The sequence below is a fragment of the Muricoccus radiodurans genome, assembly GCF_050154705.1.
GTDB lineage: Bacteria > Pseudomonadota > Alphaproteobacteria > Acetobacterales > Acetobacteraceae > Roseomonas > Roseomonas radiodurans.
On sequence record NZ_CP189561.1, the window covers coordinates 2,721,616 to 2,738,016 of the forward strand.

Consider the following 16,401-nt stretch of genomic DNA (forward strand, 5'->3'; position numbering starts at 1 on the left):
GCGGCCGCTCAGGCCCGGAACCGGGCCAGCAGGTCGGGTGCGCCCATCTGCCCGCCCTTTAGCATGACCTCCAACCCGTCGAGGGCGGGATCGTCACTGTGGCCCCGGCACAAGGCGACGCCGGGCGCGATCGCGCCGGCATGGGACAATCCCCAGAGGTTCAAGGCCCGCGCCCCGAGGCTTGAAGTGTCGCCGCCCGCGATGCCAAGACGCCGCACCGGATGCCGTTTCATCACGCGGGCCAGCAGGGCGGCCGTCGCGGCGGCCGCCTCGCCCGGCGGCAGGGTCGTCCCCTCCGGCTTCTCGGTGACGAGGAGAACGTCCTCGCCCGATGCGAGCAACCGACAGGCTTCGGCGGCCGTAGCGTCCGATCCCTCGGCAAGGCGGACGGGATCGACAGTCACGCGGCGATAGCCCGTCGCCTCCTCCACCTGTCGGCGCGTCACTGGCGAGAGACTTCCCGCCAGCACGAGGACGGGGCCGGATTTCGGGCGCAGCGCGACGTCGCCCGTCTCGGCGGCCCGATCCGCACACCAGGCTTGCGCGACGCCGCTCGGCCCGACCGCGAGCAGCGGCGCCCCCTGTGCGCGCGCGCGGAGGATGCGCCCGATCACCGGGAGATCGGACTCCCGGCTGACATCCATCAGCACGGCGCCCGGATCATCGCCGAGCAGCCTGTCCAGCAGATCCTCCAGCGCTGCCGTGTCCGGCGCATAGCTGGGGTAGGCAACGGCCACGGCGCTCAGGCCCTGCGCCGAGAAATGCAGGCGCAGATCGGCCTCGTTCATGGGCGTGACGGGATGGACGCGCATGGTCGGGTGCCGATCGATGCGGTGGACCGCGGCGCCCGTCCCGGCCGCGGCAAACAAGTTCCCGAACAGCGTGAAGCGCCCGATATTGGGCTGGCCGCCGACGATGGGCCGGAAGGCGTTGCGGAAGAAGGGACGCAGCGCCGCCACCGCCGCACCGATGCTCCCGACATCCGGCGCGCTGTCGAAGGTGGAGCAGCATTTGTAGTGCATGATCCGCACGCCAAGGTCGCGGAAGAAGCGGCCGACCGGCTCCAGCTCCGCAGCCATCGCGTCCGGCGCCATGGCGCGGGAGGCACCCGCGATACCCACCGCATCCAGCGGGCCGGCGCGCTCCAGACGGGGGGCGTCCGGCTGGCGGAGGAAGAGCAGCGACCGCATTCCCCCCTTGGACAACTCGGCCAGCGTGTCGGTGGCGCCGGTGAAGTCGTCGCCGTACCAGCCGTATTCCGGGGCGCTCATCGGCCGCCGAAGGTCTCGAGGGCCTGGCGCAGGGCGGGGCGCTCGCGCGCGGCCACTTCCAGCGTCTCTCCGCGCACCGTCGCCTCCCAGGCCTCGCGGATGCTGGCGACGCCGGCGGCCGGCCCGCCCGGATGTGCCATGACGCCGCCTCCGGCCATGAACAGCAGGTCCGTGTGGCCGATCGCCGCGTAGGTCGCGGGCGCCGTCCCCGCCCATTGCCCGGAGGAGAAGGCGGGCATGACCCTGTCATCCACATCACCCGCGAGGCGCGTCACGCAATCCCGGGCAGAGGAGACCACCTCCGCATCCTCCTGCGCGAATTTCCCCTGCAGCCCGTGAACATGCATGTGGTCCACCCCCGCCAGGCGCCAGAGCACCTGATAGGCCTGGAAGCCGATGCCGAGCAGCGCGTGGCGGGAGAAGGCACCGTAGCCGTTGCGGTGCCCGTGCAGTGCCAGGTCCGTACTCCGTCGCAGCGTCTCGATCGCGGAGAAACCGCACCAGTTGAGGCTCGCCATGATGCAGGTGCCGCCCTCCTTCGCCACCAGGTCGGCGTGGCGGCGCATGGCGTCCGTCTCGTCGGTGATGTTGAAGGCGACCATCACGTGCTTGCCCGTGCGATCGCGGTGACGGCGCACCGCGTCCATGACGGCCGGAATGCGCTGGGCGAGCGGCGCGTGATCGGGATCCGCGCTGATCTCGTCGTCCTTGATGAAGTCGAGCCCCGCCTCGCAGAGGCGCGCGACAAGGTCGGCCGTCTCCGTCGCGCTCAACCCGACATTCGGCTTGATGATGGAGCCGACGAGCACGCCGGTCTCCACCCCCGTCAGGCGCCGCGTGCCCGCCAGCCCCTGCGCGGGCATCGCGAAGCGGCGTCGATAGGCCGGCGGCAGGTCGATGGACTCCAGCCGCAACCCCGTCACCTCGCCGAGGTCGAAGAGGTTGCCGGCGACGATGGAGGCGAGCGTCGGCAGGTTGGCGCCGACATTCGCCACGGGGAAATCCAGCGTGATCCGCGCCCGGCGCCAGGGACCGGGGACGCCGCGGCGGGTCAGCCAGGCATTCGGCAAGGCGGGGCTGTCCGCCGTGTCCAGCGCCTCTACCGAGACGACCACGGCGCGAGCGCGGTCCCGCAGTTCGTCCGTCTCGCCCTCCACGCGGGTGAAGGTGCCGCAGGACTGCTCGCCCGCCATCACCTCCGCGACCTTCGCGGGGTCGAGCGGCGTCTCGATCAGGTAGGTGGCGCGGAAGCGGTCGTCACGCATGGACCAGCAGCTTCGACAGGTCGGGGAAGGGGCGGACGGGGTCCTTCCCGTCCCAGGTCTCCGACGCTTCCCGAATCAGGCGGAACATCTCGCCCTTGGGGCCCGCGACCTCGGACAGCTCGATCACCGTGCCGGGGTGGTAGTGGGTGTCAAAATAGACGAAGCGGCCGCGCTCCCCCACCTCGCCGCTCATCACCGGCTTGAAGCCCTCGGCGATCAACCGCTCCATGTCGGCGTCGTAGTCGCTCGTCCAATAGGCGACGTGCTGCAGGCCGGTGTGCCCGGCATCGGTGAAGTCTTTGTACATGGACGGCACGTCGTTGCGACACTGGATGAGCTCGACCTGCACGAAGCCGGAATTGGCGAGCGCGACGGAGTTGTGCGGCTCATAGCTCTCGCCCTTGTAGCGGTAGTTCTTGATCGGCACGCGCGGGTTGTAGAAGAAGGGGCCGACGCCCAGGACGCGGCTCCAATAGTCCATGGCGGCCTCGATGTCCGGCACCACGTAGCCGAGCTGGCGGATCTGGCCGAGGAAGCGGCTCATCGTCTGTGTCCTGCTTGAGGAGAGGAAGGGCGGCTCAGAGGAAGCCGATGGAGAACCAGGGCACGGCGGCGACCAGCACCAGCCCGACGAGCAGGGCGGCGACATAGCCCCAGATGTAGCGGAGCCCCTCGTCCGGGTTCACCTTGCTCGTCGCGCAGGCGCCGTAATAGCCGACGCCGAAAGGCGGGGCGAAAAGCCCGATGCCCATCGCGAAGATCACGACCATCGCGTAGTGCACCTCGTGCACGCCGGTGGCCTTGGCGAGCGGGAAGAGCAGTGGCCCGAAAAGGACGATGGCCGGGATGCCCTCCAGCACGCTGCCGAGGATGACGAAGGCGACGATGGAGACGGCGAGGAAGCCGTAGGCTCCGCCGGGGATCGCCCCCATCAGCCGCGCCAGGCTCTGGGAGAAGCCCGACTGCGTCAGGCCCCAGGCCATGGCGGTGGCGCATCCCACGATGAAGATGATGGCGCCGGTCAGCGCGGCCGTGTCGGCCAGCATCGGGCCGATCCGGCGCCAGTCGAACTGGCGGTAGACGAGCAGGCCCATGAGCACTGCGTAGCCGATGCCGATGGTCGAGACTTCGGTGGCCGTCGCAACCCCCTCCACCACCGCCGCGCGGATGATGAAGGGCAGCGCGATGGCCGGCAGCGCGACGATGAACAGCCGCAGCACCTGCCCCCAGGACGGCCTGACGATGTGGCTCAGATCCTCGTGCCGGTAGCGACGCCAGACAACGAAGCAGAGGCAGAGGCCGAGGACCAGAGCCGGCACCATGCCGCCGGTGAAGAGGGCGGCGATGGAGACGCCGGTGACGGAGCCGATGGTGATGAGCACGATGCTCGGCGGGATCGTCTCGGTCTGCGCCCCCGTGGCGGAGAGCAGGGCGACGAGATCGCCAGGCTTGGATCCCCGCGCCTTCATCTCCGGGAACAGCACCGGCGCGATCGCCGCCATGTCGGCGATCTTCGAGCCGGAGATGCCGGAGACGAGGTACATCGCCCCGATCAGCACATAGGACAGCCCGCCCCGGACATGCCCGAGCAGGCTGGCGAGGAAGCCGATCATGGCGCGCGCCATGCCCGTCATCTCAATGAGTGCGCCGAGGAAGACGAAGAGCGGTACGGCGAGGAGGATGAGGTGCGACATGCCCTCGTCCAGCCGCCCCACCACCACCAGCAGCGGTGTGGAGGTGGTGCAAGCGAGGTAGCCGAAGGTGGCGAGGGCAAAGGAGAAGGCGATGGGCACGCCGGCGAAGACGTTCACCGCCACGATGCCGACGAAGAAGATCAGCAGGTTCACCTGCCCCAGCGGCTTCAGCACCGGACCGAGCCACCAGAAGGCGAGGACCAGCGCCGCCGTCAGCACCGCCGCGGCGGCCACCGCGACCGGCTGCCCCAGCCGCAGAAGGCGGATCAGGCCCACCGGGATCATCAGCGCCAACCCCACGGGCAGGGCCGAGGCACGCCAGGCGTTGGTGATCTCCAGCGCGGGGGTGACGATGAAGACCTCCTCCTCCGCATACTCGATCGCGTGGTGCAGAACGAGGAGGACGAAGGCGAGGGAGGCGGTCAGCGCCAGCGCCTCCAGCAGCGCCCGCGCCCGCGGCCCGACGCGGGTGACGAGGCCGGTCATCCGCATGTGCTCGCCCCGCCGCAGCGCGACCACGGCGCCGAGCATGGAGAGCCAGAGGAAGAGGATGGACGCCAGCTCGTCCGTCCAGACGATCGGCGCGTGGAAGACGTAGCGCGCCGTGACGCCGGCGCCGAGGATGATGATCTCGGCCAGGACGAGCGCCGCCGCCACCGCCTCCACCGCGCCGCCGAGGACGCGGTCGAAAGCGAAGGCGATCCGCGCCGCCGCGCCGTCCGGCAGCGCGGCGGGCTCCATGGCGGTGGCGTGGCCGGCCATCGTCCTGTCGTCCCTCAGGCCAGCCGGCCGACGGCGGCCTCGAGCAGGCCCCAGGCCTCGTCCCCGAAGCGGCCCTTCCACTCCCCGTAGAAGCCGGCGGCGCGGAGGCGGGCGCGGAAGCTTTCGGGGTTCACGGCGTTGAACGAAAGCCCCTTGGATTCCAGATCCGCCTGCACCGTCGCGTTCAGCCCGGCGATGTCGCCGCGCTGCTGCAGCCCCGCCTCGTTGATGGCGTTGGAGACGATCCGCTGGAGGTCGGCCGGCAGCCCGCGCCAGGCGCGGCCGTTCGCGATGAACCAGTAGCCATCCCAGATGTGGTTGCTCAGCGCGCAGCTCCGCTGCACCTCATAGAGTTTCGCGACCTGGATGATTGGCAGCGGGTTCTCCTGCGCGTCCACGATCCGCGTCTGCAGGGCGGAATAGACCTCGCTGAACTGCAGGCTCGCCGGCGCGGCGCCGAGGCCGCGGAACATCGAGATGGAGAGCGGGCTGACCGGCACGCGGATCTTCAGGCCATCCATCGCGGAGGCCTCCGTGATGGCGCGGCCGCTGGTGGTCATCTGGCGGAAGCCATTGTCCCACATCTTCTCGAAGGCGAAGAGGTTCACCCGGGAGATGGCCTGCCGGACATGCGCGCCGACGCCGCCATCCATCGCCTTCCAGACCTGCTCGTAGTCGGAGAAGGCGAAGCCCAGCGCGTTGATGGCGGCCACCGGCACCAGCGTCGCGATCACCAGGGCGGAGGGCGTGAAGAACGTGATGCCGCCGCTGCGCACCTGGGACAGCATGTCCGTGTCGCCGCCCAGCTGGTTGTTCGGGAAGATCTTGATGTCCACCCGCCCGTTCGTCTCCCGCAGGATGCGCTCCACCGCCTCCTGCGCGCGGAGGTGCAGGGGATGCGTCACGGGCAGGTTGTGGCCGTACTTCCAATCGAACTCGGCAGCCCGGGCGATCCGGGGGGAGGCGATCAGCGCAGCGGCGGGAAGCCCGGCAGCGAGGCGGAGCGCGGAGCGGCGCGTGACGGGGGTCATGATGGCATCCTCCCTCAGATTCTTGATGCGAACTGATGGTTTTAGTGGTGGCGGCACGCTATTTCAGCGCATCATCCAGCGTCAAACACGTTTGATGATGGAATTTGATGGATTCCTCCCCGCCCCAGCGTATCCGGGTTCCCGACGTCGCCCGGGAAGCCGGCGTCTCCACGGCCACGGTGGACCGGGTGCTGAACGGGCGCCCCGGCGTGCGCCCGGTGACGGTGGAGCGCGTGGTCCGCGCCGCCGCGGCGCTCGGCTACATCCTGGACACCAGCCCCTTCGTCGCGCAGGCCCGGCGTCCGATGCGGCTGGTCTTCCTGCTGCCCGAGGGGTCCAATCGCTTCCTGACCCTGCTCGGGCACCTTGTGGGCGAGACACGCGCGCGGTTCGAAGCCTTGGGCATGACCGCGAGGGTCGAGTTCATCCGCAGCTTCAACCCGGAGCTTCTGGCGAAGGCGCTGCGAGAGGCCGGGCGCGAGGCGGACGGCGTCGCCTTCATGGCGCTGGAACATCCCGCCGTGCGGGAGGCCGTGAACGCCCTCGCAGAGGCCGGGACGCCGACTGTCACCCTCATCTCCGACATCGCGAACACCCGGCGCGCCGCCTATGTCGGGCTGGAGAACCGCGCCATCGGGCGGACGGCAGGCTACCTCATGGCGCGCTTCATCGGGCGCCGCCCGGCGAAGGTGGCGATGATCGCCGGCAGCCTGAGCTACCGCGCGCATGAGGAGCGGGAGATGGGCTTCCTCCATCTCTTCGCGGAACTCTTCCCGATGATCGAGGTGGTCGGGCTGCGCGAGGGCCAGGACGACGAGGCGAAGAACTACCGCCAGTCCAAGACCCTGCTGGGCCGCCACCCCGACCTGGCGGGCATCTACAACATCGGCGGCGCCGCGCTGGGCATCGCCCGCGCCCTGCGTGAGGCGAGGCGAGAGATGGAGACCGTCTTCATCGGCCACGGCCTGACGCCCGATACGCGCACCCTGCTGATCGAGGGCACAATGGACGCGGTGATCACCCAGAACCCGCGCACCAGCCTGATGGATTGCGCCACGATCTTCGACAACCTGCGCGCCGGACGAGAGGCGACCTGCGGCGTCGCGCGCACCTCGGGCGAGATCATCCTGCGCGAGAACCTGCCCTGATCCCGGCCGGACCTCAGTCCAGCGTCATCTGCGCCGCCTCGACGACCGGCCGCCAGATCGTCAGCTCCCGCGACACCGCGCGGCCGAGATCCTCCGGCGTGCCGCCGATCGCGGCCATGCCGAGTTCCGTCAGCATCGTGCGCCCGGCGTCGCTGCGGCCCCAGGCATCCACGACGGCGGCGATGCGGGGCGGGATGGCGGCGGGAATTCCGGCGGGGGCGACGGCGCCGTACCACACCGTCGCCTCGTAGCCCGGCTGCCCCTGCTCGGCCACGGTCGGCACCTCCGGCAGCTGCGCCATGCGTCGGGTAGAGGTGACCGCGATCCCGTGCAGCGCCCCGCGCCGGACATGAGGGACGTAGACCGACGCGGTGTCGATCCCGAGCTCCACCGTCCCCGCCAGCAGGTCCGTCTGCGCCGGGCCCGTGCCGCGATAGGGGACGTGGTTCAGCTCCATCCCCGTCTGATTGCACAGCATGAGGATCGCCAGATGCCCCTTGGATCCGGTGCCCGCATTGGCGCAGGCCACCGCGCCCGGCCGCGCACGGACATAGGCGATCAGCTCCGGCAGGGTGCGCACCGGCAGGCGGGGATGCGCGATGATCATCAGCGGCGCCTCGGCCACCAGGGACAGGGGCGTGAAGTCGCGCTCGGGATCGTAGGGCAGGTTGCGGTAGATGAGCTTGTTGCCCGCGATCGGGCTGCTGCCGCCGACGAGCATCGTATAACCGTCCGGACGGGCGCGGGCGACCTGCGCGGCGCCCAGGCTCCCCGCCGCGCCGCTGCGGTTGTCCACCACGAAGGGCTGGCCGAGCGCCTCGGAGAGCGCCCGCGCCACCGCCCGCGCGATGATGTCGCTGCCGCCGCCCGGCGGATAGGGAGAGATGACGGTCACGGGACGGCTGGGCCAGTCATCCCCCTGCGCGAAGGCCGGCAGCGCCGGCGACGCGAGCGCGGCGACGACGCCGCGCCGGGTGATCCCGTTCACGCCGCCGCCTCCCGCCCGCGATCCGCGAGGAAGGCGCGCACGCGGGCACCGACCTCCGACGCCTTCTCCCAGCCCATGCAGAAGCGCGCCTCCTTCACCACCTCTCCGGCGACGAGCCGCGGCAGGCGCCGGCGGTACTCGTCCATCAGGCCGGTGTAGTGGAAGTGCTCCCCCATCAGCAGCAGCGTGTCGCGCTGCAGCCGCTCCATGCCGGCACCGATGTCGTAGGCGTTCAGCGCGTCCAGGGCCTGCCAGCGGTTCCGCCCCGCCTCGATCTGCGCGCGGTTGATGCGGTCCATCCAGGATTGGTCCGGGTTCAGCGGCGCGTGGGACGGATCCCTCTCCCGCATGAAGTCGAGGGTACGCGTCATCGGAAAGCCCGAGGCATCCGCCGGCCGCAGGTCGTTCTTCAGCGGCGCGTGCACGTCGTGCGCCTGCTTCCGGTCGCGGTAATAGGGGCAGTTGAGCAGGACCACCGCCTCGATCCGGTCGGCGTGGGAGACGCCGAGCTCGATCGCGACCGCGGCGCCCGTCGCCTCCCCCAGCGCGGTGAAGCGGGAGATGCCGAGGGCCTGCATGACCGCGACGACCACTTCGGCGTAATCCCCGATGCTCGGCTGGAAGGCGATGGGGTCGGACATGCCGTGGCTGGGATAGTCGATGGCCACCACCCGGTGGGCCGGTGCGAGTTCGGCCATCAGTTCCAGATAGAGCGCGGAGGATTGCTGGTTGATGTGCATCAGCGCGATCGCCGGGCCCCGGCCGGCCTCGCGGAGGTGGATCTGGCCGAAGCGCGTGGGCACGAGGTGTCGGATAGGCGGGTTCATGACAGCTTCCTCCGCGCCGCCGGGGCGGCCGATCGGATCATGATACCGGGATGAAGTTCTCCCGGTAGAGCGCGGGCGGCGGCGTTGTCGCCGCGGATGCGGCTGCGCGGCCCACCCTCTTCGCGGGACTCCCGACCTGTCAGACGGACGCTGTCGCGATCGAGCATCGATCCCTGGCGGCCGGCCCGACCTCCTCGGGCCGACCGGTACAACGGCACACCGGCCGGTACGGATGAGGCTCGGCGCGGCCATTCCGGGCCGAGGCAGTCGGTCCCGAGGGAGCGGAACGCCCAGGCGTGACCAGCGCCTCTGCCATATTTGCATCTGCAAGGCATTCGCATTAAGTCGATCGAGAGCTTCTCGGGGGCCCCTGCCGCCCGGAGACCTCCTTGCCGCCCGATGGACCTCCTCCGCGAGAACGTGCCCGATGAACCGCCGCGTGCTCGCGACGCTCTGCGCGCTCTACCTGCTCCAGGGCACCTCCTCCGCCTTCTTCTACATCGCCCTTCCGGCCGCGCTGCGGGAAGCCGGGGCGCCGGTCAGCCTGATCGGCACGACCTTCCTTGCCTACCTGCCCTTCGGGCTGAAGCCGCTCTGGGCGCCGCTGCTGGACCGCTACGGCTCCACCCGGACGGGGCGGCGGCGCTCTTGGATGCTGCCGGCACAGGCGGTCCTGGTGCCATTGTTCCTGATGGCGGCGCTGCTCAATCCGCTGGGGGATTTCGGGCTGATGATGGCCCTCGCCTTCGGCATCACCACGTCGGCGGCCACCCAGAACGCGGCCGCCGATGCCTGGGTGGTCGAACGCCTGCCGGGCGACATGCGCGGCTGGGCCAACGGCGCCCAGGCCGGGTCCCACGCGCTCGGCGGGCTGCTGGCCGGCGGGGTGGCGGCGCTGCACGGCCTCGGCGGCTGGCCGGCCATGGCGACGGCGATGGCAGGGCTGTCGGCCGCGGGCACGCTGCTGCTCTTCCTGCTGCCGGTGGACAGGGGCGAGAACGCGGCGCCGCCCGCCCCCCTGATCCTTCCCTGGCACCGGCTGGCCGATCCCGACATCCGGCGCTCCCTCGGGCTGCTGATGCTGGCGCGCACCGGGCTGAACCTGCCAGTCGGGCTTGTTGGGGCGATGGGAGTCGATGCGGGGCTGTCGGTCGGCACCACGGCCCTCATCGGCGGCGTCGGGGGCGGGGCGGCCACGATCCTCTCGGCCGCGCTCGGCGGCTGGCTCGTGCAGCGCTTCGGGCCCACCCGCGCCCTCGCGGTGGGATCAGCGGTCTGTGGGGCTTCCTCCCTCGCGATCGGGGTGACGCTCTGGCGCCTCGGCCTCGCGCCCGCCCTCGCGGTGGCGGCCTCGCTCCATGTCTTCGCGGCGGGCACGCTCGTCTTCGTGGCGCTGCACGGGCAGTTCATGGCCGTGGCAGACCCCCGGCGGGCGGCCACGGACCTCGCCCTGCTGACGGGGCTGGAGCTGTTCTTCGGCCTGTTCATCGCCTCGCTCGGCGGCTGGATCGCCGGATCGGTCGGGGGCTATGCCGGCGTCTTCGGGCTCGCCGCCGTCGCCAGCCTTCTGGCCGTGCCGGCGGCGCTGCATCACCGCCAGGCGGCGACCGCGATGGCCGCATCGCCCGGGTCCGGCCGGCCGTGACGCCCGCGCCCGTCCGCATCGCCCCGGCCCGCCCGGCACCGCCCGAGGCCGGCCGGCCGTTCGAATTCCTAGACGGCCGGCCGGGACGGCTCGGCGCGGCCCTCCTGCCGCTCGCCGCGCATCCGGACGCGCTGCCCGGCCGCCTGCTTGTGGAGCCGGGCGGGCTGGAGGCGCTCCTCGCCCCGCTGCGGCGGACGAGGCTGGGCGTGGCGCTCCGTCCCCTCACCTCCTTCTGGTCCCGCTATCTGTTCTTGGCGGTCATCCCGCCGGCCGTCCTCACCGCGCTGCTCGCGCCACGCCACCTCCCATGGAGAGTGGCGGAGACCGGGGTGGTCCTGAACGAGGCGGGGCTGCCGGTCGCGGTCGGCCTGCGGGATGCGGGCCGCCCCGCGGCCGGTCCGGCTCCGCTGGAGGAGCGGCTCGCGCCCTTCCTGCACGGCTACCTGGAACCGGTGGTGGAAGGGTTGGCGGCCGGCGCGCGACTGGCCCCGCGAATCCTCTGGGGCAATGTCGCGCATTACCTGGACTGGGTGGCCCGCAGCCTGGGTGACGAGGTGTCACCGGCGCTGGCGAAGGACCTCACGGCCCTGTTGCAGGGCCCCGACTGGCCATCAGGCGGACGGAACCCCGTCCGCGGCCTGATCCGCCGGATGCCGGGCCAGGACGGACCGCAGCGCGCCGTCTGCTGCCTACTCCGCCAGATGCCGGAGGGGAAGACGTGCCGTGGCTGCCCCGGCGCGTCCTGTCCCCGCCTTGCCACGAAGTTACTTGCTGAGACTGATAATCTTTCGCACAAGGACGTGACCTTGGGCGGGATGTCCGCCGGGGCCGCATAACCGGAAGATTGAGATGATGGGCTTTGAGCCGCGGGTACCACGGCTGTTGTGGCTGCTGAGCAGTGTCGCCTTCGTGGTACCGGCCGTGGCGCAAACGCCGCCGGCGGCCACGCCGGGAACAGCGCTGGAATTGCCCTCGGTGGAGGTGCAGAGCCAGGCGGAGCGGGCGCTCGATCAGGTGCGCGGCTTCGTGGCGAACACCGAGATCACCGGCACCAAGACCGACACGCCGCTGATCGAGAACCCGCAGTCCATCTCCGTCGTGCCGCGCGACCAGATCGACGCCCGCCAGGCGCAGACGCTGGGCGAGGCGCTGCGCTACAACGCCGGCGTCCGGACCGAGGTCTTCGGCCCCGACACCCGCACGGACTGGCTGCAGATCCGCGGCTTCGACGCGCAGGACAACGGCATCTTCCTGAACGGCCTGCGCTACAACGCCGGCTTCGCGGGCAGCGTCTATGAGACCTACGGCCTGGAGCGCTACGAGATCCTCCGCGGCCCCGCCTCGGTGCTCTATGGCCAGATCGCGCCGGGCGGCCTCATCAACCAGGTCTCCCGCCGCCCGACGCAGACGCCGCAGGGCGAGGTCCGGCTGTCCGCCGGCTCCTTCGATCGCCTGCAGGCGCAGGGCTACTCGAGCGGGCCGCTGACCGCCAACGGCGTCTGGTCCTACAGCCTCACGGGCCTCGTCCGGGACAGCCGGACGCAGGTGGATTCGACCCGCGACGACCGCTACTTCATCGCCCCCGCCCTGACCTGGCGGCCGACCGACAACACGCGGGTCACGCTGCTGCCCTACTACCAGCACGACCGTACCTCCGGCGGCCAGTTCCTGCCCTATGTCGGCACGGTGGTGCCGACGCCTTTCGGCCGCATCAGTCGCGACCGCTTCACCGGCGAGCGCGCCTTCGACCGCTACGAGCGCGACCAGTGGGGCATCGGCTACGAGATCGAGCACCGCTTCGACAGCGTGTGGAGCGTCCAGCAGAACTTCCGCTACAGCCACACCGGCATCGACTGGCGGCAGGTTTATGGCGGCGGCCTGACCGCGGACCAGCGCTCGCTCAACCGCTTCAACTACCTTGCCGACATCGACGTGGACACGGTGCAGGTGGACAACCAGGTCCAGGCCCGGTTCTCGACCGGCCCGCTGCAGCACACGGTGCTGGCCGGCTTCGATTATTCGCGCGTGAACCTGCGGAACACGCAGTTCTTCAACTTCGCCCCGTCGCTTGACCTTTTCACGCCGAGCTACGGCAGTCCGCTGCCAGCGCTGACGACGCCGTTCCTCAACACGCGCCAGACGACGTCGCAGTACGGGCTCTACGCGCAGGACCAGATCCGGTTCGACCGCTTCCTGCTGACCGGCAGCATCCGGCATGACTGGGTGCCCAGCACGCTGGAGAACCGGGTCGCGGGAACCCGGACCAGCCAGGACGACAGCGCCCTCACCGGCCGCGTCGGGCTGATCTACCTCGCCGCCAACGGACTCGCGCCCTATGCGAGCTACGCGCGCTCCTTCCAGCCGCAGATCGGCGTCAACGCCAGCGCCGCGCCCTTCGATCCGCTGGAGGGCGAGCAGTATGAGGTGGGCATCAAGTACCAGCCCCCCGGAATCAACAGCTTCATCCAGCTCTCCGCCTTCCACCTGACGCAGCGCAACACCCTCATCACCGATCCGAACAACACCTTCTTCCAGGCCGCGCTGGGCGAGATCCGGGTGCGCGGCCTCGAGCTGGAGGGCACGGCGAGCCTCACGGAAGGGCTGAGCCTCGTCGGCAACCTCACCTACCTGGACCCGGAGATCACCCGGGGCGAGCCGGGGCAGGTGGGCAATCGTCCGCCGGGCGTGGCGAAGTTCACCGCCGGCCTCTACGGCGACTACACCTTCCGGGAGGGGTCGGGCCCGCTCTCCAGCCTCGGGCTTGGCCTCGGCGTGCGCTACCTCGGCAACACCTCGGCCTCCGCCACCAGCCGGGCCGTCGTGCCCTCCACGACGCTGTTCGACGCCGCGGTGCGCTACGATCTCGGCCAGCTCACCACGAGCCTGAAGGGGTTCCAGGCGGCGCTGAACGTCAGCAACCTGGCCGACACGCGCTATGTCGGCCGCTGCTCCAGCGAGACGGCGTGCTTCTACGGCACGCGGCGCACCGTGATCGGCAGCCTCGTCTATCGCTGGTGAGAATCGATCGGGAGATGCCGCACCGTCCTCGGTGAGGCGTCCACCCGGGCAAGCGACTCGGGCCGTGTCCGGTGCCGACCGGCCGCGGCCCGGACCCTGCGGGGCGGGCGGACCAGGACCGAGCCCGCCGAAGACACCAGCAGGATGGTGAGGCGTCACGGCCGCCGCGCCATCTCCCTCTCTGCGGCCTCGCGTCGGCGGGCGAATAAGACCGCCCCTCCCCAACTCGCCTGACCAACGGGCCGTCGCGATCCGTTTGCATCGTATGGACGCACCGGACCTCTCTGCGCCGCCAGGACCGGGGCGACTCAGAAGCCCCTTGCTTCACGCGCGTTTCGGGGCCAGCGACCTGACTGTGCTCCGCACGCCACACGCCGATCACCGCCGGTGAGAAAGTGCGTCCCGCGCCCTTGAGCCAAAGATGAGAATCAGTTCATCTGCATCTCATTCGCATTCTCATCTCCGGGTGATGTACATGACACGGCACAGGTCCCTCGCAGGCGTGGTTTCCCAGGGCGCTCTCGCGGCCGGCCTGGCCGTGATCGCACCCGAATCCGCCTTCGCCCAACAAGCCGTGCCGACCCCGGCGGCGCCGCAGGCCGGGACCGGCGGCGCTCTTCGCCTGCCGGAGATCTCCGTGCAGGGCGGCACCCCGCCCAACACGCTGCGTCGCGACACCGGCGTGGACCGCCTGCCCGGCACGGTCCAGGACACGCCGCAGAACATCGCGGTCATCCCGGCGGAGGTCCTGCGGGAGCAGAACGTCACCACCCTCGATCAGGCGCTCCGCAACGTGCCCGGTATCACCTCCTCCATCGGTGAGGGCGGGGGCGGTGTCTCGGGCGATCAGTTCCGCATCCGCGGCTTCAACGCGCAGAACGACCTCTTCGTCGACGGGCTGCGCGACTTCGGCGCCTACACGCGCGATGCCTTCACCTACGAGGACGTGCAGGTCCTCTTCGGACCGTCGGGCTTCGCGCTGGGCGGCGCGGGCACGGTGGGCGGCGGCGTGAACGTCCGTAGCCGCACGCCGCATCTCGGCAACAACTACGGCGGCACGCTCACGGGCGGCATGGGCCCCTACTGGCGCGGCACGGCCGACGTGAACGTCCAGGTCGGCGAGAGCTCGGCGGTGCGCCTGAACCTCATGGGCCAGGACGTGCGCGTGGTGGACCGGAACGACAATTATTCGCGCCGCTGGGGCGTCGCGCCCTCGGTCGCCTTCGGCCTGGGCACCGACACCACCCTCTCCATCGAGTACCTGCACTACGAGTACGACCAGACCACCGACGCCGGCATTCCCATCATCACGCCGTTCAACGCGGTCGGCCGGCCGGCGACGGAGTTCGGCCTTCCCCGCGACACCTGGTACGGGACGCGCAGCGACAGGGACCGGGTGCGGGTGGACCGGCTGACCGCGCGGCTGAGCCATCGCGCCACCGACTGGCTGACCCTCAGCAACGACTTCCGAACCTCCTGGGTGAATCGCGACATCGCCCGCTCGATCGTCAACTGCGCCGGCGGCGCCACCATCGCGGCGTTCAACGCGAGCTGCTCCGGACAGTTCCTGCGCGGCCTGAATCCATCCGTCACCCCCGGCGGCGGCGGCAACCCCTATGAGGAGGACACCTGGGGCATCCAGAACGTCGCCACGGCGACCGCGCGCTTCAACACCGGCCCTCTGCGCCACGAGCTGATCGGCGGCATCGACGTCTACCATGCGGAGACGGACCGCACCGGCTTCGGTGCCGTCCCCACCCGCGCCGCGATGGCCATCCGGACCCCGGACAATGACTTCCAGTTCGAGCGCGGGGCCGCGAGCAACTTCCGCAACACGGAGGAGACGCAGCTCGCCTTCTTCGCCAGGGACCGTATCTGGCTCTTCCCGCAGCTCTCCGTGATCGGCGGCCTTCGCTACACCCGCTACTGGCTGGACTACACCGCCGTGACGCCTCCGGCGGCCGCCACCAACATCCGGGAGTCCGACGGCTTCATCGACCCGCAGGCGAGCCTCGTCTGGGAGCCGACGCCAAGCCAGACCTACTACTTCACCTACTCGACCTCCACGACGCCGGCCGGGGTGAACTTCACCACGCTGCCGGGCACCGTGAACCCCAACGTGCAGCCGGAGCGCAACCGCAGCTACGAGATCGGCGCCAAGTTAAGCCTGCTGAACAACCAGCTCGGCCTCACCGCCGCGCTCTTCCGGATCGACAAGGACAACGCGCTCGAGAACCTGGATGACGGCACGGTCTTCCAGACGAGCGACCGCCAGCGCGTCCAGGGCTTCGAGCTGGGGCTGACCGGCCGCGTCCTGCCGGAATGGACGATCAACGCCCGCTACGCCTTCCTGGACAGCGAGATCACGGGGTCCACCACGGCGGCGAATGTCGGCAACCGCGTCCAGTACGTGCCGCGCCACTCGGCCTCCCTGTGGACGACCTACGAGATCGCGGCGAGCACGCCCTACAACCTGACGGTCGGCGGCGGCATCACCTGGCGCAGCGGCGTCTTTCTCAACGCCGCGAACAACGCGGAGGTGCCGCACAACTTCTCGCTCGATGCCCTCGTGTCGCACCGGCTGACGGACAACATCCGCCTCTCGGTGAACGGATACAACCTGACGGACCGGCGGAACTACGACCAGTTCTTCACCAACCGCGCCGTGATCTCGGCCGGACGGACGGTCCTGGCTTCCCTCACCTTCAGCTACTAGCCTAACTTCGACCTCGCGCCCGGCGCCGGCTGTCCA

Annotated in this window: 12 protein-coding genes; 5 read left to right on the forward strand and 7 right to left on the reverse strand. The window is 70.4% G+C overall.

All coding sequences use genetic code 11. The features are described 5' to 3' along the window. Nucleotides 1-8: 8 nt before the first annotated feature. Genes ACP6CK_RS13320 through ACP6CK_RS13340 form a run of 5 tightly spaced genes read right to left on the reverse strand, consistent with a single transcriptional unit; the run spans nt 9 to nt 6,023 of the window. A complete protein-coding gene (locus tag ACP6CK_RS13320; protein WP_426959491.1) occupies nt 9-1,271 on the reverse strand; it encodes a four-carbon acid sugar kinase family protein in 1,263 nt (420 codons plus the stop codon). After that, complete coding sequence (locus ACP6CK_RS13325) at nt 1,268-2,536, reverse strand: ribulose-bisphosphate carboxylase large subunit family protein (RefSeq protein ID WP_426959492.1); 1,269 nt, start codon at nt 2,534-2,536, stop codon at nt 1,268-1,270. Before ACP6CK_RS13325 ends, ACP6CK_RS13320 begins: the two co-directional genes overlap by 4 nt. Then, entirely contained in the window at nt 2,529-3,080 is a 552-nt protein-coding gene (locus ACP6CK_RS13330) for a VOC family protein (RefSeq protein WP_426959493.1), read from the reverse strand. Before ACP6CK_RS13330 ends, ACP6CK_RS13325 begins: the two co-directional genes overlap by 8 nt. A gap of 34 nt (nt 3,081-3,114) precedes the next feature. Next, entirely contained in the window at nt 3,115-4,992 is a 1,878-nt protein-coding gene (locus ACP6CK_RS13335) for a TRAP transporter large permease subunit (RefSeq protein ID WP_426959495.1), read from the reverse strand. Nucleotides 4,993-5,006: 14 nt separating this feature from the next. Further along, complete coding sequence (locus tag ACP6CK_RS13340) at nt 5,007-6,023, reverse strand: TRAP transporter substrate-binding protein (RefSeq protein WP_426959496.1); 1,017 nt, start codon at nt 6,021-6,023, stop codon at nt 5,007-5,009. Nucleotides 6,024-6,130: 107 nt separating this feature from the next. Between ACP6CK_RS13340 and ACP6CK_RS13345 the strand changes: the two genes are divergently transcribed. Next, nucleotides 6,131-7,171: a LacI family DNA-binding transcriptional regulator gene (locus ACP6CK_RS13345; protein ID WP_426959497.1), complete on the forward strand. Its 1,041-nt coding sequence runs from the start codon at nt 6,131-6,133 to the stop codon at nt 7,169-7,171. A gap of 13 nt (nt 7,172-7,184) precedes the next feature. Here the strand turns inward: ACP6CK_RS13345 and ACP6CK_RS13350 are convergent, their stop codons facing one another. Next, nucleotides 7,185-8,159, reverse strand: coding sequence for a Bug family tripartite tricarboxylate transporter substrate binding protein (locus ACP6CK_RS13350; protein WP_426959499.1), 975 nt, complete (start codon nt 8,157-8,159; stop codon nt 7,185-7,187). Beyond that, nucleotides 8,156-8,986, reverse strand: coding sequence for an alpha/beta fold hydrolase (locus ACP6CK_RS13355; protein WP_426959500.1), 831 nt, complete (start codon nt 8,984-8,986; stop codon nt 8,156-8,158). Before ACP6CK_RS13355 ends, ACP6CK_RS13350 begins: the two co-directional genes overlap by 4 nt. A gap of 427 nt (nt 8,987-9,413) precedes the next feature. On the opposite strand from ACP6CK_RS13355, the gene ACP6CK_RS13360 reads away from it, so the two are divergent. From ACP6CK_RS13360 to ACP6CK_RS13375, 4 genes are all read left to right on the forward strand, one after another. After that, nucleotides 9,414-10,631 carry an MFS transporter gene (locus ACP6CK_RS13360; protein WP_426959501.1) on the forward strand — a complete coding sequence of 406 codons (1,218 nt, stop codon included), beginning with the start codon at nt 9,414-9,416 and terminating at the stop codon, nt 10,629-10,631. After that, nucleotides 10,628-11,467 (forward strand): siderophore-iron reductase FhuF, encoded by an 840-nt coding sequence (fhuF, locus tag ACP6CK_RS13365; RefSeq protein WP_426959502.1) that lies wholly within the window; start codon nt 10,628-10,630, stop codon nt 11,465-11,467. Before ACP6CK_RS13360 ends, fhuF begins: the two co-directional genes overlap by 4 nt. A gap of 13 nt (nt 11,468-11,480) precedes the next feature. Beyond that, nucleotides 11,481-13,649 carry a TonB-dependent siderophore receptor gene (locus ACP6CK_RS13370; protein ID WP_426959503.1) on the forward strand — a complete coding sequence of 723 codons (2,169 nt, stop codon included), beginning with the start codon at nt 11,481-11,483 and terminating at the stop codon, nt 13,647-13,649. Between the two features lie 475 nt (nt 13,650-14,124). Beyond that, entirely contained in the window at nt 14,125-16,365 is a 2,241-nt protein-coding gene (locus ACP6CK_RS13375; protein WP_426959504.1) for a TonB-dependent receptor, read from the forward strand. Nucleotides 16,366-16,401: the final 36 nt, after the last annotated feature.